Annotated in this window: 20 protein-coding genes; 15 read left to right on the top strand and 5 right to left on the bottom strand. The window is 64.8% G+C overall.

Translation table 11 applies throughout. The annotated features are described in order from the left end of the window. Nucleotides 1–43: 43 nt before the first annotated feature. Nucleotides 44–670, bottom strand: a complete 627-nt coding sequence (gene metW, locus MGMSRV2_RS20445; RefSeq protein ID WP_144084397.1) for a methionine biosynthesis protein MetW — start codon at nucleotides 668–670, stop codon at nucleotides 44–46. After that, a complete protein-coding gene (metX, locus tag MGMSRV2_RS20440) occupies nucleotides 670–1,860 on the bottom strand; it encodes a homoserine O-acetyltransferase MetX (protein ID WP_024082289.1) in 1,191 nt (396 codons plus the stop codon). The genes metW and metX overlap by 1 nt, the downstream gene beginning before the upstream one ends. A 131-nt stretch (nucleotides 1,861–1,991) precedes the next feature. Here metX and MGMSRV2_RS20435 point away from each other — a divergent pair, with 131 nt between their 5' ends. From MGMSRV2_RS20435 to MGMSRV2_RS20395, 9 genes are all read left to right on the top strand, one after another. Next, on the top strand, nucleotides 1,992–2,852 hold the full coding sequence (locus MGMSRV2_RS20435; protein WP_024082288.1) for a chorismate mutase: 861 nt from the start codon (nucleotides 1,992–1,994) through the stop codon (nucleotides 2,850–2,852). A gap of 29 nt (nucleotides 2,853–2,881) precedes the next feature. Next, on the top strand, nucleotides 2,882–3,988 hold the full coding sequence (gene hisC / locus MGMSRV2_RS20430; protein WP_422612274.1) for a histidinol-phosphate transaminase: 1,107 nt from the start codon (nucleotides 2,882–2,884) through the stop codon (nucleotides 3,986–3,988). Between the two features lies 1 nt (nucleotide 3,989). Next, nucleotides 3,990–4,874 carry a prephenate/arogenate dehydrogenase family protein gene (locus MGMSRV2_RS20425; protein WP_024082286.1) on the top strand — a complete coding sequence of 295 codons (885 nt, stop codon included), beginning with the start codon at nucleotides 3,990–3,992 and terminating at the stop codon, nucleotides 4,872–4,874. Between the two features lie 217 nt (nucleotides 4,875–5,091). Then, nucleotides 5,092–5,946, top strand: coding sequence for a VOC family protein (locus tag MGMSRV2_RS20420; protein ID WP_234016282.1), 855 nt, complete (start codon nucleotides 5,092–5,094; stop codon nucleotides 5,944–5,946). A 2-nt stretch (nucleotides 5,947–5,948) separates the two neighbouring features. Further along, complete coding sequence (locus MGMSRV2_RS20415) at nucleotides 5,949–6,806, top strand: alpha/beta fold hydrolase (RefSeq protein ID WP_052589055.1); 858 nt, start codon at nucleotides 5,949–5,951, stop codon at nucleotides 6,804–6,806. Between the two features lie 80 nt (nucleotides 6,807–6,886). Next, nucleotides 6,887–7,159 carry a metal-sulfur cluster assembly factor gene (locus MGMSRV2_RS20410; RefSeq protein ID WP_024082283.1) on the top strand — a complete coding sequence of 91 codons (273 nt, stop codon included), beginning with the start codon at nucleotides 6,887–6,889 and terminating at the stop codon, nucleotides 7,157–7,159. Further along, on the top strand, nucleotides 7,150–8,232 hold the full coding sequence (locus MGMSRV2_RS20405) for a hypothetical protein (RefSeq protein WP_024082282.1): 1,083 nt from the start codon (nucleotides 7,150–7,152) through the stop codon (nucleotides 8,230–8,232). The genes MGMSRV2_RS20410 and MGMSRV2_RS20405 overlap by 10 nt, the downstream gene beginning before the upstream one ends. A 261-nt stretch (nucleotides 8,233–8,493) precedes the next feature. Continuing rightward, a complete protein-coding gene (locus MGMSRV2_RS20400; protein WP_041633847.1) occupies nucleotides 8,494–8,976 on the top strand; it encodes a methyl-accepting chemotaxis protein in 483 nt (160 codons plus the stop codon). 227 nt (nucleotides 8,977–9,203) lie between these two features. After that, on the top strand, nucleotides 9,204–9,980 hold the full coding sequence (locus MGMSRV2_RS20395; protein ID WP_024082279.1) for a substrate-binding periplasmic protein: 777 nt from the start codon (nucleotides 9,204–9,206) through the stop codon (nucleotides 9,978–9,980). A gap of 73 nt (nucleotides 9,981–10,053) precedes the next feature. On the opposite strand, the gene hrpB is transcribed toward MGMSRV2_RS20395, so the two are convergent. Next, on the bottom strand, nucleotides 10,054–12,552 hold the full coding sequence (hrpB, locus tag MGMSRV2_RS20390) for an ATP-dependent helicase HrpB (protein WP_024082278.1): 2,499 nt from the start codon (nucleotides 12,550–12,552) through the stop codon (nucleotides 10,054–10,056). A gap of 284 nt (nucleotides 12,553–12,836) precedes the next feature. Here hrpB and MGMSRV2_RS20385 point away from each other — a divergent pair, with 284 nt between their 5' ends. Next, nucleotides 12,837–13,199: a c-type cytochrome gene (locus MGMSRV2_RS20385; RefSeq protein WP_024082277.1), complete on the top strand. Its 363-nt coding sequence runs from the start codon at nucleotides 12,837–12,839 to the stop codon at nucleotides 13,197–13,199. Nucleotides 13,200–13,261: 62 nt separating this feature from the next. Here the strand turns inward: MGMSRV2_RS20385 and MGMSRV2_RS20380 are convergent, their stop codons facing one another. After that, nucleotides 13,262–13,813, bottom strand: coding sequence for a DUF6969 family protein (locus MGMSRV2_RS20380; protein WP_024082276.1), 552 nt, complete (start codon nucleotides 13,811–13,813; stop codon nucleotides 13,262–13,264). Beyond that, the gene (locus MGMSRV2_RS20375; RefSeq protein WP_024082275.1) at nucleotides 13,810–14,829 is read right to left on the bottom strand and encodes a TAXI family TRAP transporter solute-binding subunit; all 1,020 of its coding nucleotides are present in this window, start codon (nucleotides 14,827–14,829) and stop codon (nucleotides 13,810–13,812) included. The genes MGMSRV2_RS20380 and MGMSRV2_RS20375 overlap by 4 nt, the downstream gene beginning before the upstream one ends. A gap of 325 nt (nucleotides 14,830–15,154) precedes the next feature. Here MGMSRV2_RS20375 and MGMSRV2_RS21760 point away from each other — a divergent pair, with 325 nt between their 5' ends. From MGMSRV2_RS21760 to MGMSRV2_RS20350, 5 genes are all read left to right on the top strand, one after another. Beyond that, nucleotides 15,155–16,123 (top strand): CHAP domain-containing protein, encoded by a 969-nt coding sequence (locus MGMSRV2_RS21760; RefSeq protein ID WP_024082274.1) that lies wholly within the window; start codon nucleotides 15,155–15,157, stop codon nucleotides 16,121–16,123. Between the two features lie 103 nt (nucleotides 16,124–16,226). Continuing rightward, entirely contained in the window at nucleotides 16,227–17,945 is a 1,719-nt protein-coding gene (locus MGMSRV2_RS20365; RefSeq protein WP_144084351.1) for a putative bifunctional diguanylate cyclase/phosphodiesterase, read from the top strand. Nucleotides 17,946–18,098: 153 nt separating this feature from the next. Then, entirely contained in the window at nucleotides 18,099–18,728 is a 630-nt protein-coding gene (locus MGMSRV2_RS20360; RefSeq protein WP_024082272.1) for a LuxR C-terminal-related transcriptional regulator, read from the top strand. A gap of 74 nt (nucleotides 18,729–18,802) precedes the next feature. Continuing rightward, nucleotides 18,803–19,342 (top strand): cytochrome b, encoded by a 540-nt coding sequence (locus tag MGMSRV2_RS20355; RefSeq protein WP_024082271.1) that lies wholly within the window; start codon nucleotides 18,803–18,805, stop codon nucleotides 19,340–19,342. A 170-nt stretch (nucleotides 19,343–19,512) separates the two neighbouring features. Beyond that, nucleotides 19,513–20,454: a fructose-bisphosphatase class II family protein gene (locus tag MGMSRV2_RS20350; RefSeq protein ID WP_024082270.1), complete on the top strand. Its 942-nt coding sequence runs from the start codon at nucleotides 19,513–19,515 to the stop codon at nucleotides 20,452–20,454. Nucleotide 20,455 lies beyond the last annotated feature (1 nt).

Raw genomic sequence — 20,455 nt, 5'->3', positions numbered from 1 at the left:
TGCGAGCCAGGGACAAATATATCTTTGGTTGCGATGCGGTGGATTAACCGTTGCGACTGAGCACGAACAGCCCTTGGGCGGCGAAGATATTGGCCAGCCAGCCGGTCCCGGCCATGGGCAGCACACCGCCGTCGCGATCGAGCGCGATGCCGGTATCGATGCGGATATTCAGCACCCGGCACAATTCCAGGAAATCGCGGATGGTGCAGAAGTGGATGTTGGGGGTGTCGTACCACTCATAGGTCAGGGTATCGGTCACCGGCATGCGACCGCCGATGGCCAGACCGGCGCGCACCCGCCAATGGCCGAAATTGGGGAACGAGATGATGGCGCGCCGACCGATGCGCAGCATGTTGCTGAGCACATCCTTGGGCGCACGGGTGGCTTGCAGGGTCTGGCTTAAAATCACCGTGTCGAAGGCGCCGGCGGGATAATCCTTGAGGTCGGTGTCGGCGTCGCCCTGGATCACCGACAATCCTTGCGCCACCGCCGCCGACACCCCGGCCATGGACAACTCGATGCCGCGCCCGTCCACGTTCTTGTGTTGGCCCAGCCACGACAGCAAGGTGCCCTCGCCGCAACCGACGTCGAGCACGCGCGATCCCGGCTCGATCATGTCGGCGATCAGCTTCAAATCGACGCGCAGCGCGCCGTTGTTCAGGGTCATCATCATGATCCGCCCACCCGCGCCGGCAGGCCGCGATGCCGCGCCGCCCCTTCGATGAAGCCGCCCAAGGTGGCATGGAATTCCGGTTCATCCAGCAAGAAGGCGTCGTGGCCCTTGTCGGACTGGATCTCGACGAAGCTGACATTGGCGGCCACCGCGTTCAGCGCATGGACCACGGCGCGGCTTTCCGGGGTGGGGAACAGCCAGTCGGACGAGAACGAGGCGACGCAGAAGCGGGTCTTGGTGCCCCTGAAGGCATTGGCCAGCACGCCGTCATGTTCGGCGGCGAGGTCGAAATAATCCATGGCCCGGGTGATATACAGGTACGAATTGGCGTCGAAACGGTCGACGAAGGTCGAGCCCTGGTGGCGCAGATAGCTTTCCACCTGGAAATCGGCGCCGAAGCCATAGGAAAAGGCGTCGCGGTCGCCTTGCAGGTTGCGCCCGAACTTGCGGTGCAGCGCCGTCTCCGACAGATAGGTGATGTGGGCGGCCATGCGCGCCACCGCCAGACCGCGCTGGGGCCGGGTGTCGTGCAGCAGATATTCGCCGTTCTTCCAATCGGGATCGGCGATGATCGCCTGACGGCCCACCTCGTGGAAGGCGATGTTCTGGGCCGAGTGGCGGGCGGCGGTGGCGATGGGCACCGCCGAGAACACCCGATCGGGATAGCTGGCGCACCATTCCAACACCTGCATGCCGCCCATGGAGCCGCCGATGGCGCAAAACAACTGGTCGATGCCCAGATGATCCAGCAGCCGCGCCTGCACCTGCACCATGTCGCCGATGGTGATGACCGGAAAACCCTGGCCCCACGGCTGGCCGGTGGCCGGGTTGATGTCCTTGGGGCCGGTGGTGCCCATGCAGCCGCCCAGCACGTTGGAACAGATCAGGAAATAGCGGTCGGTATCCAGCAGCTTGCCCGGACCGACCAGATCGATCCACCAGCCAGGCTTGCCGGTCAACGGGTGGGGATCGGCGACGTAATGGTCGCCGGTCAGGGCGTGGCAGATCAGGATGGCGTTGGATTTGTCGGCATTGAGGCGGCCATAGGTCTGGTACGCCACATTCACCGACGGCATCTCCACCCCGCAATCCAGACGGATGGGACGGTCCAGCCCCAGCTCGACACTGAGGCCAAGCGGGTTGTGGTCGGAACCATCGACGGCAGAGGCGGAAGTGGGGGCGGACATGGCGGAAACGGCAATCCTGGTAAGCAAGGTGACGATTAGCTATGGATGCGCCCCCCCCCTGTCAACGTTTTCTTTGATTTCGCCACGATCAGGCACTAAACCTATGCGGCTTTGCAGCAGAAACCTAAGCAATGATGATGACCACAGATTCAGCCGACCTTGACCGTATCCGCCGCGACATCGACCGCATCGACGATCGTCTCCACGATCTGTTGATGGAACGCGCCGCCTTGGTGGAGAAAGTCGCCCAGGCCAAGGCCCCCGACGTTTCGGTGGCCCTGCGGCCGGGGCGCGAGGCCGAAATCATGCGCCGCCTTGCCGGGCGCCATCAGGGCCGTTTCCCGTTGCCGGCCCTGATCCGTATCTGGCGCGAGATCATGGGCGCCCTGGTCGGCCTGCAAAAGCCGTTTTCCGTCGCCGTCTGCCAGCCCGAGCGCGGCGATGGGTATGTGGAACTGGCCCGCGACCATTTCGGCGTGGTCTGGCCCAAAAGCGTGTTCTCGTCGCCCGGCCAGGTAGTGCGCGCCGTCGCCGATGGCCAGGCCGCCGTCGGCGTGGTGCAATTGCCCCATGAAAACGACCAGGAACCGTGGTGGCTGTCGCTGACCACCGGCTCGGGTAACCTGCCGCAGGTGGTGACCCGTCTGCCGGTGCTGGCCATGCCCGATGTCCCCGGTCGTCCCGAACCGGTCGAGGCCTTCGTCATCGCCTGTCGCCCCCATGACGACACCGGCGCCGACCGCACCCTGATCGCGGTGGAAACCAGCCCCGACCTCAGCCGCGACCGCCTGCGCGCCTTGTTCGCCACCGCCGGACTGGACAACGTCGCGGTCATCGCCACCCATCGCGCCGACGACCACAGCCTGTATCTGTGCGAGCTCGACTGTTTCGTCGGTACCGCCGACCCACGCCTGACCGTCCTGGCCGGCGGTAAGGACGTCATCCGCCATGTCCGCATCATCGGCGGTTACCCGCTGCCGCTTTCCGTCTGATTTCCGTCTTCCGCCCGTTATCAGGAGTTTTGATCGCGATGACCGCCCCCACGCCCCGTCCCGGCATCATGGACATCCGCCCCTATGTGGGCGGCGAATCCGCCCTTGAAGGCGTGAGCCGGGTGATCAAGCTGTCGTCCAACGAAGGCGCGCTGGGCCCCAGCCCCAAGGCGATGGAGGCGTTCCGCGCCCAGGCCGCCGACATGCACCGCTACCCCGACGGCGGCGCCACCCGTCTGCGCGCGGCCCTGGCCGCCCGCTGGGGTGTCGACGCCGAACGCATCGTCTGCGGCGCCGGCTCGGATGAATTGCTGGGCATGCTGTGCCGCGCCTATGCCGGCCCCGGCGACGAGGTCTTGTACTCGGCCCACGGTTTCTTGATGTACGCCATCGCCGCCAAGTCGTGCGGCGCCACCCCGGTGACGGCGCCGGAAGTGGATTTGACCGCCAGCGTCGACAATCTGCTGGCGGCGGTGACGCCCCGGACCAAGATCCTGTTCCTGGCCAATCCCAACAACCCCACCGGCACCTATCTGTCGGCGGACGAGGTGGCGCGCCTGCGCGCCGGTCTGCGCCCCGACATCTTGCTGGTGATCGACGCGGCCTACGCCGAATTCGTCTCGAAGAACGACTACACCCCGGGCATCGAACTGGTGGATGGCAGCGACAACACCGTCATGTGCCGGACGTTCTCGAAGATTTTCGCCCTGGGTGGTCTGCGTCTGGGCTGGGCCTATTGCCCGCCGGGCATCGCCGACGTGCTCAACCGGGTGCGCAACCCCTTCAACGTCGCCGCCCCGTCCCTGGCCGCTGGTGTGGCCGCCCTGGAAGACACGGCCTTCGCCGATCTGACCAAAACCCACAATGATTATTGGCTGCCGTGGATGCAGGCCGAGTTGGCCAAGCTGGGCCTGCCGACCACCCAGTCGGTGTGCAATTTCGTCCTGGTCCAGTTTCCCAAGGAGGAAGGCCGCACCGCCCAGGCGGCCGATGCCTGCTTGCGCGCCCAGGGCATCATCACCCGGGCCATGGGCGGCTACGGCCTGCCCGACTGGCTGCGCATCACCGTCGGCACCGGCGAGGAAAACCAAATGGTCATCGCCGCCATCGCCGCCTTCCAGGCAAGTTGGAACTGACATGAGCTCCCCCCTGTTCGGCACAATCTGTCTGGTCGGCATCGGCCTGATCAATTCGTCCATCGCCCGCGCCGCCCGCCTGCACGGCTTGGCGGCCCGCATCGTCACCTTGGACGCGTCCGAACAGGCTTGTGAAACCGCGCTCCGGCTCGGCATCGTCGATGCCGCCGGCAGCGATCCGGCGGCGTTGCTGGCCGAGGCCGATCTGATCATGGTCGGCACCCCGGTCGGCGCCATGGCCGCGGTGGGGCAGGCCATCGGCCCGCATCTGAAGGCCGGCGCCATCGTCTCCGACGTCGGTTCAGTCAAGATGGCGGTGGTGCGCGACCTGCTGCCGCATCTGCCCGACACCGTGCATTTCGTCCCCGGCCACCCCATCGCCGGCACCGAGCATTCCGGCCCCGAAGCCGGTTTCGCCGAATTGTTCCAGGGCCGCTGGTGCATCCTGACGCCGTTGCCGGGCACCGATCCGGGCGCCATCGACAAGGTCACCCAATTGTGGACGGCCATGGGATCGATGATCGAGATCATGGAGCCCCTCCACCACGACAAGGTGCTGGCCATCACCTCGCACCTGCCGCATCTGATCGCCTATACCATCGTCGGCACCGCCAGCGATCTGGAAGGCGACATGCAACAGGAAGTGATCAAGTTCTCGGCCTCGGGCTTTCGCGATTTCACCCGCATCGCGGCCTCCGACCCGATCATGTGGCGCGACATCTTCCTCAACAACAAGGAAGCGGTGCTGGAAATCATCCAGCGCTTCACCGAGGATCTGACCGCCCTGCAACGGGCCATCCGTTGGGGCGAGGCGGAAACGCTGGAAACTCATTTCCGCGAAACCCGCGCCATCCGCCGCGCCATCATCGACGCCAAACAGGCGTAGTTTCAGCCCCTCAGGCGCCGGGCGCGAAGCGTACCGCTCCGCTTGGCTTACGCGCGCATAAGCGCGCGGGGCCTCAATGGCCCAGTCCCTCGGCCTGGCCTCGCTCCGCCCCTCAGGCGCCGGGCGCGAAACGGGCGTTACGCACTTTTCCCCAGCCATGGGTTGACTCCGCCCCCCTGATCCGTGCGACCCTTCGCGTGTGCAACAGCGGGAGGAAATGATGGCGAACAACATCAACGGCCTGGATCATGCCGTCATCGCCGTGCGCGACCTGGGACTCGCCGACGCGGTGTTTCATCGCCTGGGCTTTACCCTGACGCCGCGCGGCGAGCACCCGGAATGGGGAACCGCCAATCACTGCATCATGTTCCGCCAGGATTACATCGCCCTGCAAGGCGCCGTCGGCGAGGGCGAGGTCGCCGACGAACTGCGCGCCTTCACCGATCTCCGCGAAGGCCTGCACGGCATTTCGCTCGGCACCGATAATGGCGCGGCGGTGGTGGAGCGTCTGCAAGCCGCCGGTTTCGACGTGCCGCTGCCGCGCTCGCTGTCGCGACGCATCGAGACGCCGGACGGCACCGCCACCTTGATGTTTTCCGAAACCCTGCTGCCGGCGGCGGCGACACCGGGCATCCACACCCGCGTCACCCAGCACATCACCGCCGAGCGCGAACGCTTTCCCGAATGGCTGGACCACCCCAACACCGCCATCGGCATCGCTTCGGTCACCGCCATCGTCGCCGAACCGGTCGAGCTGACCACCGCCTGGGATCAGGTTCTGGGTCCGCACCGGTCGGTGATCACCGACGATACCGTCACCATCCATACCGGACGCGGCATGATCTTCCTGTCGCGGCCCGACGACCTGACCCAATTGCACCCCGAGGCCGAGTTGGACGACTTGCCGCCCGCCCCGGCCCTGGTCGCCCTGGCCGTGCTGGTGGCCGACACCGACCGCGCCGCCCAGTGGCTGAAGCATAACGAAGTGGAATTTTCCCGCGACCGCGAAGGCACCATCCGCATCCCGCCGTCGGAAGCCTGCGGCATCCACCTGGAAATGGTGAAAGGTTGATCATGCGCACTTTTCTTCGCCTGCTGCTGATCCTTGTCCTGCTGGCCCCGACTGCGGCTTTCGCCGCCAAGGACGGCGAATCCCGCTTCGCCGGTGCCGACGGCGTCCTCATCCACTACAAAAGCTGGGGCAAGGGCAGCCCGGTCATCCTGATCCACGGCTTTACCCTGAACCAGAGCTTCTGGCGCCATCAGGTGCCGGAATTGGCCAAGACCCATCGGGTCATCGCCCTGGACCTGCCCGGCCACGGCCAGTCCGGCAAGCCGCGCGACACGGCCTATACCATGGATTTCTACGCCAGCGCCGTCGAGGCGGTGGCCAAGGATGCCGGTCTCGACCACACCGCCCTGGTCGGCCATTCCATGGGCCTGCCGGTCATCCACACGGTGATGCGGCGCGGTCAGTTGAAGGTGGACAAGGCCGTGTTCGTCGACGGTGCCATCTTGGCCCATTCCAATGATCCGGCGGCCCAGGCGGCCCAGGCGGCGTGGATGCAGGCCATGATCGACGGCCTGAAAAGCCCCGGCTACCGATTGGTGCTGGAACAATTCTTCCAGGGCATTTCCAGCAAGGTGACGGCCAAGCAGAAAAAGGAATTGCTGGACACCTCGCGCGCCGTCGACCAGCACGTGGCGGTCAGCACCTTCGAGCATTTCGCCGATGCCGCGGTCTGGGCACCGGCCACATACGACATCCCGGTGCTGGGGCTTTATGCCGCCGTGTCGCAAATGGGGGTCAAGGAATGGCTGGCCGTCAATTACCCCAAGGCCAAGCTGGAGGTATGGAGCGACGTCGATCACTTCCCGCAATTGACCCAGCCGGCCCGGGTCAACAAGGCGATCATCGCCTTTCTCAAGTAAGCGCTTGACCACCCTCAAGGGCGGGACATGGCCACAGGGATAGCTTGAGCACATCCCTGGAACGATTTCGGTTCGCAGCCATGTCCCCGACCCTTGAAACGCTGAAGCAGATCATCGACCCCGACGTCGGCATCAACATCGTCGATCTGGGGCTGGTGCAATCGGTGCATGAAGAGGATGGCCAGATCAGCATCGCGCTGATCATGACCACCCCGGCCTGCCCGCAATCGGGCTATCTGCGCGACGAAGCACGGCGCCTGATCCCCGGCGCCCGTGTCGACATCCTGGAAACCCCGCTGTGGGAGCCGGCGCGCATGAGTGCGGCGGCCAAAGACCAATTGGGATGGTCGTGACCATGCCGCGCCTGCCCTTCCTGATGCTCGGCGCGGTATCGCTGCTGACCGGTCTTGCCGCCGGGCTGGCGCGGCTGGGCTGGAACCTGCCGTCGCTGGTCTGGGCCGATATCCACGGACCGCTGATGGTCTGCGGCTTTTTCGGCACCGTCATCGGCCTGGAACGGGCCGTCGCCCTCAACCGGTCCTGGGGCTTCGCCGCCCCCGCCGCCACCGCCGCCGGCGGCATCGCCCTGCTGGCCGGCTGGACCGTGCAAGGGGCGGCACTGTTGACCATGGGCAGCCTGCTGTTTCTGGCCATGGCCGTGCAGGTGTCGCGCCGCCAGCCCGAGGCCTTCACCCGACTGATGGCCCTGGGCGCCCTGTGCTGGGCCTTGGGCAACGCTTTATGGCTGACCGGCGCCTCGGTCGCCGAGGTGGTGGCGCTATGGGCCGCTTTCCTGGTGTTGACCATCGCCGGCGAGCGGCTGGAACTATCGCGCTTTCTACCGCCCAGCACATGGCGCCAGCCCAGTCTGGCCGTGCCCTTGCTGCTGATCGGCGTCGGCGCGGCGCAAAGCGTCATCGCCGCCGGGCCGGCCTGGACGGTGTTGGGCATGGGCTTGCTGCTGCTGGTGGCCTGGAGCCTGTGGAACGATGTCGCGCGGCGCACCATCCGTCAGTCCGGCCTGACCCGCTATGTTGCCGTTTGCCTGCTGTCGGGCTATGTCTGGCTGGCCGTTTCCGGCCTGCTGATGCCGGCCCTGGATGACGGTCTGGCCGGCCCCGCCTATGACGCGGCCCTGCATGCCTTGTTCGTCGGCTTCGTCTTTTCCATGGTGTTCGGCCATGCCCCGGTCATCCTGCCGGCGGTACTGGGGCTGCGGCTGCCATACCATCCGATGTTCTACGCACCTTTGGCCGTGCTGCATCTGTCGCTGGCCGTGCGTCTGGGCGGCGACCTGCTGGAGATAACGGCTGCGCGCCAATGGGGTGGATTGCTGAACGCCGGGACCATCGTCTTGTTCATCGTCCTGACCGCGTCACGGGTGATCGGAAGCCGCAAACGACACGCGGCTGCAAATGGAACTTGATGGAAAAGAACCGGTAGACCCTTTCTCCTGTGGGGGCATGAGTGCCGGATTCGCATGGACGCAGGGTTGGCACGTCGCCACCGCCGACGGGACGTGAAAAAGACGTAGATAGACGCCAATAGACAATAAACGCCCTCCTCCCTTCCATAGTATACTCTACCACTACATGCGGTATGGTCGCTGCTCACGGGATGGGGGGTAGCCATGCTGGGTTCTCGATTTGACATCCGCCGCAGCTTGAAGGCCAGGTTTGCTGTGTCCATGGCCCTGCTTCTGGCCGTGATCTTCACGGTCACCGGTGTGGCCATGGTGCGCAACAACGCCGACGAGCGGCTTGCCCTGGTCGAGCAACGGGGCCGATTGCTGGTCTCCATGCAGGCCGACAGCCTTATCGCCCCTGTGTGGAACGTCTACGGGCCGCAGATCGATGCGGTCTTGGCGGCCTGCCAACGCGACCCCGCCGTCGAACAACTGCGAAACGAGCAGGTCGCCGACGTGCAGTTGGCGACCCGTCAGGCGATGGCGGCGATCGAGGATATCGGCCGTACCATTGCCGATATCAGCACGGTCAACACCACCATTGCCTCGGCCGTGGAAGAACAACAGGCGGCCACCCGCGAGATCGCCCGCAACGTCGACGAGGCCGCCGGCACGGTGCTGGACGACGCCCGGCAATTATCCGCGACGGCGCCCGAACTCAATCGCGAGGTCCAGGGATTCCTTGCTCGAGTCGATGTAACCTGATCGGCATGCAGACCATCGGTCGGGCGGTATTAATATTATGCCAAGTCCCGATGAACTCGACTCATCGAGACTTGGTTAGGCCCCTCTGCCGAAGGCGGACATTGTCCGCAGCGGGCCGCGCGGCTTATGCCGCGGGAGGCAAGGGGGGCGGAGCAACCCGCCCGCCGTTTGAGGGCGCCGCTGATCGGTTCCGATCGGCGGGACATGGTATTAGAGGGAGATGAGCAATGATTCGTTTCTTTGTTGTGGCTTGCATCTCATTGGTGCTTCACGCCACGGCGGCGCGGGCGGAAACTAACCCCGCCCTGATCGCCGAATGTTTTGACGCCGAGCCGCGTTATTACATGGAGGGAATCAAGGTAAAGGGACTGGGGATCGAGCTCCTCCAGTACATCTCCTCAAAGGCCAGCCGCAAGATAACCTATCGTGACGAGATTACTCCGCTGGCGCGGGCGGAAAATAACCTGCTGGCCGGCGACATCGACATTATTCTCGGAATTGGAAAAACACCGGCCCGTGCGCAGAATTATGTGATTGGTGAAAGTCTGTTTGAACAATCGACAATGGCGGTTGTTCGGAAAAACGACACCACGACATTCAAGACCCTTAAGGATTTCGTCGATCTCGGTGATCGCGGCGTGGTCCTGGGCGTCCGTTCGGCTTCGGTGACAACCGCCTTGAAAAGCGTGCCCGGCCTTGTGGTCGACGATGCCGCCAACAACATTGAGCAGGCGCTTGAGAAGCTGGTCGCCGAGCGGGGCCGGGTCGCCATCTACAACAATGTCAACACCCCCTTCGTCATGAAGAAGCCTCAGTTCGCCGGCCAGCTCAAAGTCGCCGACCTGGACTTCTCGTTGGCCTCCAGCCTTGTCGTCACCCCCCAATACATCATGTTCTCGAAGAAGGTCAGTCCAGAGACCGTCGCCGAAATCAATGGGATCATTGCCAAGGGCAAGGAAAACGGCGATATCGGGAAAATCCTCGCCAAATACGATATCAAGTGAGCGGCGCAGAAGGGAGGGCGGCGTCTTTGGCCAATGACGCGTCGCCCCCTTCCTCTGCCCTCAAATGCCCCACCTAACGCCGCGGCTTGGCCCTGGCGGTGGGTTCCGCCTGCATGGGATCGTCGGGCCACCAATGCTTGGGGTACTGGCCTTTCAGATCGGCCTTCACCGCGTGATAGGCGTTGGCCCAGAAACTGGCCAGATCGCGGGTCACCTGCACCGGACGCCGGGCCGGGCTCAGCAGGTGCATCAAGACCGGCACCCGGTCACCGGCGATGCGCGGCGTCTCGGCGCAGCCGAACATTTCCTGCAAGCGCACCGCCAGCACCGGTTCATCGCCGTCGTAATCGATGGGCACCCGCGACCCCGACGGCACCGAAATATGGGTGGGGGCCATCTCGTCCAGGCGCTTGCCCGCCTGCCAGTCGAGCAACCCGCGCAGGGCCGCGTTCAAATCCAGCTTTTGCAGATGGGCGCGGCGGGTGATGCCGGTCAGATAAGGCAGCAACCACTGGTCCAGCGTGTCGAGCAGGGCCTGATCGGACAGATCGGGCCAGCCGCCCTCGGCATCGTGCCGACGCAGGAAAGCCAGCCGGCGGCGGAATTTCTGCAACTCGTCGGTCCACGGCAGACAGGCCAGCCCCATCTGCCGCACCCCTTCGGCCATGGCGGCGGCCAGGGCATCGGGCGCCACCTTGTCCAGCCGCCGTTCCTCTAAGGTCAGCGCGAACAGGCAGGTGCGACGGGCGGCGGTAACCACCTCGTCCCGGCGATCCCAGCCCACCTTGTCTTCGATCCGGATGGACTCGGCGAAATGCGCGTCGATGTCGGCACGGGTCAGGGCGGCGGCCAGAAAAATGCGGGCCTCGCGTTTGTCGCCGTCCAGTTCCACCGCCACCAGCCAGTCTTGCGCCGCCAGCGGTTCATGATCCTGGAAAAAGGCGCCGCGTCCGCCCGACAGGGCGTAGCGTGGCTCGCCGCCCGGACGGCGCTTGGCGATGCGGTCGGGATAAGCGAAGGCCAACAGCACGCCGCACTCCCTGGCGTCGCCGTCCTGCTCGCCCATCCTCAATCCCAGGCGGCGGCGCCAGTCCTTGGCCGATTGGCGGACGCGGGCCAAGGCACCGCGATCGACACCCTGGCCATGGCGCGGGTCCAGACCATCGCCGCCGCGTAGGGCATCCAGACGCAGGCGGATGTCACCGTCGCGGCCGCCGCGTTCGGCCCGCAACACGTCACGTTCCGACAACAGGGCGGCAATGTCGCAGGCCAGACCGGCGACGCCCATATCCCGAGCCCGCAGCACCATATGGGCCAGACGCGGATGCATGGACAGCCGGTTCATGGCCCGGCCATGGGCGGTCAGGCCACCGTCTTGGTCCAACGCCCCCAACTCGGTCAACAATTCGCGCGCCTGGGTCAGGGCGGCGGCGGGCGGCGGATCCAGCCAGGCCAGTTGGTTGGCGTCGCGGATACCCCATTGCGCCAAGTCCAAGGCCAGGGGGGCCAAGTCGGCATCCTGGATTTCCGGCGGCGAAAAGCCCGCCAGCGCCCGGTCCTCGGCTTCCGACCACAGCCGCCAGCACATCCCCGGCGCCTGTCGTCCGGCACGGCCCCGGCGCTGGTCGGCGGAGGCGCGGCTGACCGCCACGGTGACCAGCCGGGTCATGCCCGAACTGGGGTCGAAACGCGGCAGCCGCATCTGGCCGCCATCCACCACCACCCGCACGCCGTCGATGGTCAACGAGGTTTCGGCAATCGAGGTGGCCAGCACCACCTTGCGCCGACCGTCGGGCAACGGACGGATAGCGCGATCCTGGTCGGCCTGGGACAGATCGCCGTAAAGCGGCAACACCTGGGCGGCGCAGTCCCCCAGCGCCACCAACACCCGGCGGATTTCCCCCGAGCCGGGCAGAAAGGCGAGAACGTCGCCTTCGGATTGGGCCAAGGCCTGACGGATGGCGGCGGCCATGGCATCGACGAAGCGGCGCGGCTCGGGCCGGGTGAGGAAACGGGTTTCCACCGCATGGGCGCGGCCCTCACTGGTGACCAGCGGCACATTGCCCATCAACGCCGCCACCGGAGCACCGTCCAAGGTAGCCGACATCACCAAAAGCTTGAGATCGTCACGCAAGGCACCCTGGCTTTCCAGGCACAGGGCCAGCCCGAGATCGGCGTTGAGCGAACGTTCATGGAATTCGTCGAAGATCACCAGCCCCACGCCGGGCAGGGACGGATCGTCCTGCAACATGCGGGTCAGGATGCCTTCGGTCACCACCTCGATACGGGTGGCATTGCTGACCTTGCTGTCCAGACGGATACGATAGCCCACCGTCTCGCCCACGGCCTCGCCCAGGGATTCGGCCATGCGGGCGGCGGCGGCCCGCGCTGCCAGCCGGCGCGGCTCCAGCATGATGATGCGCAGACCGGCCAGCCAGGGCTGGGACAAAAGCGCCAGCGGCACGCGGGTGGTCTTGCCGGCACCGGGCGGTGCTTGCAGCACCAAACCGGAAGCACGGTCCAAGGCGCGGACGATTTCAGGCAGGACGGAATCGATGGGCAGGCTGATCATGCGAATTTATTAGCCTTTTCCCGCCCAAGAAGGAACCGCAAGCGGTTGAAGTTCGCATCAATGTGAATGATAATGCGCGCCCGACGCACCCAAGGATGGGTCTCAGGGAGGAACCAGATATTCGCCAAGGCCGCGCGCCATTTTAGCCGACGCGAAATGCCTAATTTCCGCCAAGAAGTTTTTCTACCCTGATTACTGGATCGGCCTTCAGGCCGGACCGGGCCTCTGCCTTAGGATATGGCGTTAGGTTCATAACTCGCTGAACAAGCAATTGGGAGATGATGATGAAGAAGATGCTCGGTCTGGCCGTTGCCGCTTTGCTGCTGGCCCCCGTCGCCGCCAACGCCCAGGAAGCCCCCAAGGGCTTCAATGCCTGCAAGGCCTGCCACAAGGTGGAAGCCGGCAAGCATGGCGTCGGCCCCTCCCTCGCCGGCGTGTTCGGCACCAAGGCTGGCACCAACTATCCGGAATTCAAGTATTCCGACGCCCACAAGGCCTCGGGTCTGACCTGGGACGAAGCCAACCTGTCCAAGTACCTGGCCGACCCCAAGGGCACCATCCCGGGCAACAAGATGGTGTTCGCCGGCATCAAGAACCCCGACGACCTGAAGGCCGTCGTGGCTTACGTCAAGGGTCTGAAGAAGTAATCCGCACCCTGCGGATATGCTTTGAAAGCCTGCGCCGCCGCCCCACCGGGCGGCGGCGTTTTTCATACCAGGGACAGACGGGCCAGAACCTCCAGGCTTTCGTCGTCCATGCCGCCATCACCCAGTTCCCGCTCCCGCAGCAATGCCAACCGGGCCAGAACGTCGCCATGGGTGGCGACGAAAGCGGTCAACCATTGCCCCAGGCGGGCAAAAGGGGCCGGCAGGTCCAGGCGGAAGCACGGCAGCATGCGGATGATGTCGGCCCCCCCATACCAGGCTTCACCGGTCACCCACCGGTTGGTGGCAAACACCGCCACCGGCCAGCCTTGGTCGTCCAACGCGATCGCCCCCAGATGAGCAGGGGCGTCGGTCGGTCCGGCCAGGGCGACCATACCCGGCGGCATGCCGCCGGGGCGCAGGAACAGATGAAAATGCCCCGCCATACCGGCGGCATGAACATGGAAATAAGCCTGCGACCGCGTCACCCGGTCGTAAAGATCGCCATCGGGATAATGGGCGAAGGGGACCACCCCCGCCCCGTCGCCCAGCAGATCCAGCGGCGACAAGCCGTCTCGGCGCAGACTGTCCTCAAGGACGGTCAGCGCCCCGGTCACTTCAACCCCGTCTCACCATAAAACTTGTCGGCACCATCATGCAGGGGAATGGAAATGCCGTCCTTGGCGGTTTCACCCTTGCCCAGGCCGCGCAGCACCGGGTGCAGATGGGTCAGCGCGCTGAAATTGCCATGGAACGCCTTGAGCCAGCGCTGCACCGTATCGGCATCGGTCCGCGTGGTGGCGACCAGCAGGGCGCGCACCTGCAGGCTGGCGACATCATCCTTCAACCCGTCATAAGCGCCTTTGCGGATACTGGACCGGGTGATCCAGTTATGAGCCTTCACATAAGCGTCCAAGGTCTTGGCCTTGATCGCCACCGGCTGGGCGTCGCATTCGTTGACGGCCATTTCCGCCTCGGGCATGGGGTGAACACCGGCATAGAAGGCGGCATCCACATTGCCCTCGCACAGCTCCGGCGATTGCTCGGACAATTCCAGCTCCACCGCCGGGGCCAAATCGCCCTCGGACAGGCCGACGGCTTCCAGCACCGCCTCGGCCATGGCCCGCTGGAACGAGCCGGGCCGGCCCAGATTGACGCGCTTGCCTTTGAGATCGGATATATTTTCGATGCCTGCGCCCTGGCGCGCCAGCACCAGCACCGATTCGCCGTGCAGGCTCATGACCGCGCGCAATTCGGAAAAAGCCCCCGCCTCCTTGAACGGCCCGATTCCGGCCTGCGCCGCCTGAGCCGCCTGGGCCTGGACCAAGGCCATGTCCACGGCACCGGCGCGCAAGGCCTTCAGATTGGCAGCCGAGCCCGACGACGGCAAAACCGCGCAGGCCGGCGCGCCGCCGGCCTCCTTGTTCAGCACCCGGCACAGCGCCCCGGCGGCGGGATAATAAAAACCGGTAACCTCGCCGGAACCGATCAGCAATGGCCGTGAAACCGGAGTTGGGGCCGCAGACGGCGCTGGATTGGGCACTGTGATCGATGGGGCCGGCGCTTGGGCCTGGGCGGAAAACGAGGCGAACGCACTTGCCGCCAGGATGCATGCCGCTAGCAATCGACCCACTGAACCGCCCTTTCCTTGTCTGTCGTCGCCCCCCAGGCGCACGTACCGTCACCCGACGCGGGCGCGGGCCCGGATCATAGCCGCAACCGGCGCCGGTCCGAAAGCCCCAACCCGCCAAAGCCTGTGCGCATCGCTTCCGCCGCCACATTGTGCTCCGCCGAAAGAATGGAATTTCCATAAAAAACGACTCAAAAGGGTTGCCATCGGCTTTTCAAATGGACACAATCGGCACAGCTCATAAGGTCAGACACATGGCTGGCATGTTAAAACCGCAGTCCTTGCGGAACGAAAACAGGTAAGAGCTTTGGATCGGGGAGAGGGAAGAATGCGGAAAGGCTTGCTGGCGCTTGTGACCGCCGTCGTGCTGTCCACCCTTTCCATTCCCGCCCAAGCCCTGCAATGCGTTCCCTATGCCCGCCAGATTTCCGGTATCGATTTGCAAGGCGACGCCTGGAAGTGGTGGAGCGCCGCTGCTGGTCGCTATGATCGTGGCCGCACCCCGCAGGTAGACGCCGTCATGGTGTTCAGCCGCCAGGGTTCCATGCGCTATGGTCATGTCTCGGTGGTCAGCAAGGTCGTCAACAGCCGCATGATCCTGGTCGATCACGCCAATTGGGCACCGGTGCGCAGCGCCGGACGCGGCGCCATTACCAAGCTGGTGCCGGTTCTCGACGTGTCGGACCGGAATGACTGGTCCAAGGTGCGCGTCTGGTACGAACCCAGCAGCAGCTTTGGCAGCAAGGTCTATCGCGCCGATGGTTTCGTCTACAACCCCAGCCGCCGGGCCAATCCGGCCAAGGGCGGGGTGCAGAAGATCGCCCTGAAGCGCGAAAACCTGGCCATCACCGCCATGGGCAAGGATATTGCGCTGGAAACCGCGCTGTTCGAGGACAGCGAAGTCGAAGTCGATGAAACCACCGAATCGGCCCCGGTTGCCAAGGCTCAGCCGGAAAAGCTGGAAAGTGCCAAGGTTACCGCCCCTCCGGTCGAACCCATTGCGGCCAAGGCTGAGCCCGTTGCCGTTGCCGCGGTTAAGCCGACCCAGGCCGAACCCGCTCCGGCCAAGGCCGAGCCCGTCGCCGTTGCCGAAGTTAAGTCGACCCAGGCCGAGCCCGCTCCGGCCAAGGCCGAGCCCGTGATCGCTGCCGCCAAGCAGCCGGTCGCTGTCGCCGCCGCTCCGGTAGCCCCAATTTCGGCCTCGATCGAGGTCAACGACAACCTTGGCAGCGCCATCGCCGTTGCCAAGGCTTCGTTTGGCCCGCGCGGCACCGCCTCCGGCTTCCTGTTCAACTAGGCCCCTGACGCCACGCGCACGGACCGCCATTCTCAACCAAGACGCTTTAATGACCTGATCCTTTAGTCTAGGATTGTGGACTCAGCGATGCATCTTGGATGTCATGGTCACCCACCCCCTATCCCCGACCGCCGAACCGTATTCGCCGCTTCCATTGCTGGAACTGGTCGACGACGTTCTGTGTCTGTGCCAGGGCGACACCATCGTCTGGATCAATGAATCCGGCGCCGAACAACTGGGCAGCAGCGGTCGCAACCTGACCGGCACCACGTTCAGCCATCTGCTGCACCCCGACCATCGCCACCATTTGAGCAACGGCCCCGAGGGATTGAGCGACGACCCTGCCGGCGTGCCAATGATTCTGGCCCGCCCCGATGGCGGTACCATGGCGGTGCTGATGCGGGTGTTGCCGCTGGGCGGCGGCCTTTATGGGGTGATGCTGCGCGACCTCACCGGGCGCATGCCCGCCTGGGACACCTTGGTGCGCGCCGTCACCCGGTTGGAGGAACGCGCCCGCGACCTCAGCCGCCAAGCCAGTTTCGACGCCCTGACCGGCCTGCCCAACCGCGCCTTGTTCATGGACCGTCTGGGCCAGGCGGTGCATCAGGCCGAACGCAACGGCCAGATGGTTGGCCTGATGTTCATCGACCTTGACGGCTTCAAACTGGTCAACGACACGCTGGGCCACGACATGGGCGATCTGCTGCTGGAGGAAACCGGACGGCGGCTTTCCGCCTGCATCCGCTCGGGCGATACGGTGGCGCGGTTGGGTGGCGATGAATTCACCGTGCTGATGCCCAATCTGGGCACCTACCAGAATGCGCCCGCCGTCGCCGGACGCATCCTCGACATCCTGACCAAGCCCTTCGATCTGGCCGGGCGCGAGGCCTTTGTCTCGGGCTCCATCGGCATCACCGTCTTTCCCGATGACGCCTCCGATGCCATGACCATGCTGAAGAACGCCGACGCCGCCATGTATCGGGCCAAGGATCACGGCAAGGCCAATTTTCAGTTCTTCACCTCGGACATGAACGCGGCGGTGGAAGAGCGTCTGGCCATCAAGACCGGTCTGTCGCAGGCGCTGGAACGAAATGAAATGACCCTGGCCTTCCAGCCCAAGCTGGATCTGGCCTTGGGCACCTTCACCGGGGTCGAGGCGTTGTTGCGCTGGAATGCCGCCGAGTTGGGCCGGGTGTCGCCGGCCAAGTTCATTCCAGTGATGGAGGAATCGGGGCTGATGGGCCGCGTTGGCGAATGGGCCATCGACGCCGCCTGCCGGCAATACCGCGAATGGCTGGACCAGGGTAAGGCAACGCCGCGCATCGCCATCAACCTGTCGGTCCGCCAGTTGCGGGCGCCGGGCTTCGTCGCCTTGGTGCAAGCCGCGCTTGATCGCGCTGCCCTGCCGGCTTGTGCCCTGGAATTCGAGATCACCGAAGGCATGGTCACGCGCGACAGCGATACCGCCGTCGCCATCTTGCGTCAACTGGTCGACATGGGCATCACCTTGTCCATGGACGATTTCGGCACCGGAACCTCGTCGCTGTCGGTGATCCGCCGCTTTCCCGTGGATTCGGTCAAGATCGATCAATCCTTCATCGCCGATATCGCCGGGGACCAGGGATCGCTGGAAATCGTCCGCGCCATCATTTCCATGGGCCACGCCCTGGGCCGGCGCATCATCGCCGAAGGGGTGGAAACCAATGAGCAGGTGGAAATCCTGCGCCGCCTCGGCTGCGACGAAATCCAGGGCTATGTCCTGGCCCCACCGGTTCCGGCCTCGGAACTGGCGGTTTTGCTGGCCCGCCCGGCATCCTTGTAATCACAACCAATCCTTCCGGGTGGGTTGCGAATTGTCAAAAAAATCGGGTAGGTCAAAACCTACTCTTTTCCTTGCATCATGGCCATGTGTGCTTATAATGCCCCCCATCCCGTCATGGCCATTAGGGGCTGAAGCCGGGCAAGGAACCAAAACATGGCCGTCCAGCAAAGCCGCCCGATCGATATCGTCATCGCCGAAAAGAACCCGTTGCTGCAAAGCAGCCTGGTGAAGATTTTCGCCGGCGACGACCGCTTCAACCTGACCGCCGTCACCGATGATGGCGAGCGCTTCATGGAAGCGGTGGAACGCATTCCCTTCGATGTCGGGATCATCGGCTGGGAAATGCCGTACATGGATGGCCGGGCGGTGTTGCAGGCCTTGCGCAACCGCGCCGACGCGCCTCGGCTGATCGTCTATACCGGCAGCCCCAACCCCGACGTGCCGCGTCAGGCCATGACCCTGGGCGCCGCCGGCTTTTGCTCGAAGCGGGAAACACCCGAGCAATTGCTCGATACCATCCTGGCGGTGGCCTCTGGTCGCATGGTGTTCCCGTTCATCGACGTTTCCAGCTTGGCGTCCGACCCGCTTGCCGGTCTGACCCCGCGCGAGCGGGAATTGCTGGCCGCCCTGGCCGGCGGCCTGACCAATCAACAAATGGCCACCCAGTTGGACATTTCGCTCAACACAGTAAAGTTTCACCTGAAAAATCTGTACGACAAGCTTGGCGTGGGCAACCGCGCCCAGGCGGTAGCCTTCTATTTGAAGGGGCGCGAAGGCCGCTAAGCTCCGTTCAGGCTGCATTCAGGCACGGCGGGCAATGATGCCCGCCGTTTCCTTTTGCAACACCGGAGCTCGCCATGCCATCCCCCACCCGTTACGATGCTGTCGCCATGTCCCTGCACTGGTTGATGGCCCTGGTCATTATCGGCCTGTGGAGCCTGGGATTGATCTTGGAGGAATTGCCCAAGGGCGACTTCCGTAACGAGATGAAGGCTCTGCACGCCAGCATTGGCGCCCTAGTCCTGGGCCTGACCGTCCTGCGTCTGGGTTGGCGCCTGACCAAGCCGGTACCGGAACTGCCCCAAGCCATGGTCGGGCTGGAACGGCTGATGGCCGGAGCCGCCCATGTGGGGCTTTATGTGCTGATGGTCGCTCTGCCATTGAGCGGCATCGCCATCGTCGAAACCGGTGGACGGGCGCTCACTGTGTTCGGTTTCCAGGTTCTGCCGGCCTTGATGGCCAAAGATGAAGGGTTGCACGATCTGGCCGAGGACGGTCACGGCCTGTTGGCCTGGATTTTGGCGGCCATCGTCATCGGCCACGTGCTGGCGGCACTACGCCACCACGTCTTGCTCAAGGACGATGTGCTGACCCGCATGCTTCCGGGTGGGAAGTAACCACCCGGCATATTTTCCTCGCATTGCAACATTGACTCTCCCTCCCCGCTCGGGCAGGGTTCCGCCCCTCCACAAGATATTTTCGCCATATCCCGGCGGGTGTTCCGTCATCGGCCCCAACCCGCCAGGATAGGGAAAAAAGAGCATCTTCGTGGGAGGGAGCTGAAGGGATGACCCAGTTGCGCGACGTCCGCCAAGGCCTGTCGCTTTGCGCCTATGAACTGCGCAAGGCGAGCGAGGCGGCTGCGCGCGCGGCATTCATCCGCCTCACCCGGCCCGAGCGCGGCCCCGGCGACGATTCCGCCCGACTGGCCATGGAAGCCGAACTGATCCACCAGGGCATCCAGGCCCGAATCATCGCTGGCTCCACCGTCCGTCTGGGCGACCCGGCCCGCCTGGATCAATGGGATCTGGTCATGGACCCGACCGAAGGCGCCGCCTGCCTGACCAAGGGCCTGACCAACGCCATGGCCTGTCTGGCCCTGGCCCCCATCGGCAGCCTGTTCGATCCCGGCCCCGCCTTTTACATGGAAAAGCTGGTGGCCCCGCCCCAAGCCGCCGGTCATCTGGACCCCACCGCCCCGGTGGCCGAGCGCCTGACCGCCCTGGCCCACTGCCTGGACAAACCCATAAACCAGCTCACCGTCTATGTGCTGGAAAAGCCCCGCCACCGCAACCTGGTCGAAGCCATCCAGGCCGCTGGCGCCCGCGTCACGCTTTATCCCGCCGGCGATGTGGCCGGGGCCATCCTGGCGGCCCTGCCCGGTTCCGGCATCGACGCGCTGATGGGCACCGGCGGTGCCGCCGAGGGCCTGTTGGCCGCCTGTGCCGCCAAGGTGATGGGCGGCACTTTCCTGGCCCGGCTTGATCCGCAACTGACCACCGAACGCCGCGCCGTCGATGAAGCCGGGCTGGATACCAGCACCTGGATGGGACTGGACCAGTTGGTGCGTAGCGACAATGTGGTGTTCTGCGCCACTGGTATCGCCTCGGGCCTGCTGTTGGACGGAATCGAGCGCCGCGATGGTCTGGAACGGACCCATAGCCTGTTGGTCGGCGGCGACGCCAATCCCCGGCAGATGCTGACCACCTGGCACCGGGCGGAGGGCTGAG

The organism is Magnetospirillum gryphiswaldense MSR-1 v2 (assembly GCF_000513295.1).
GTDB lineage: Bacteria > Pseudomonadota > Alphaproteobacteria > Rhodospirillales > Magnetospirillaceae > Magnetospirillum > Magnetospirillum gryphiswaldense.
This window is presented reverse-complemented; position numbering and strand designations above follow the sequence as displayed.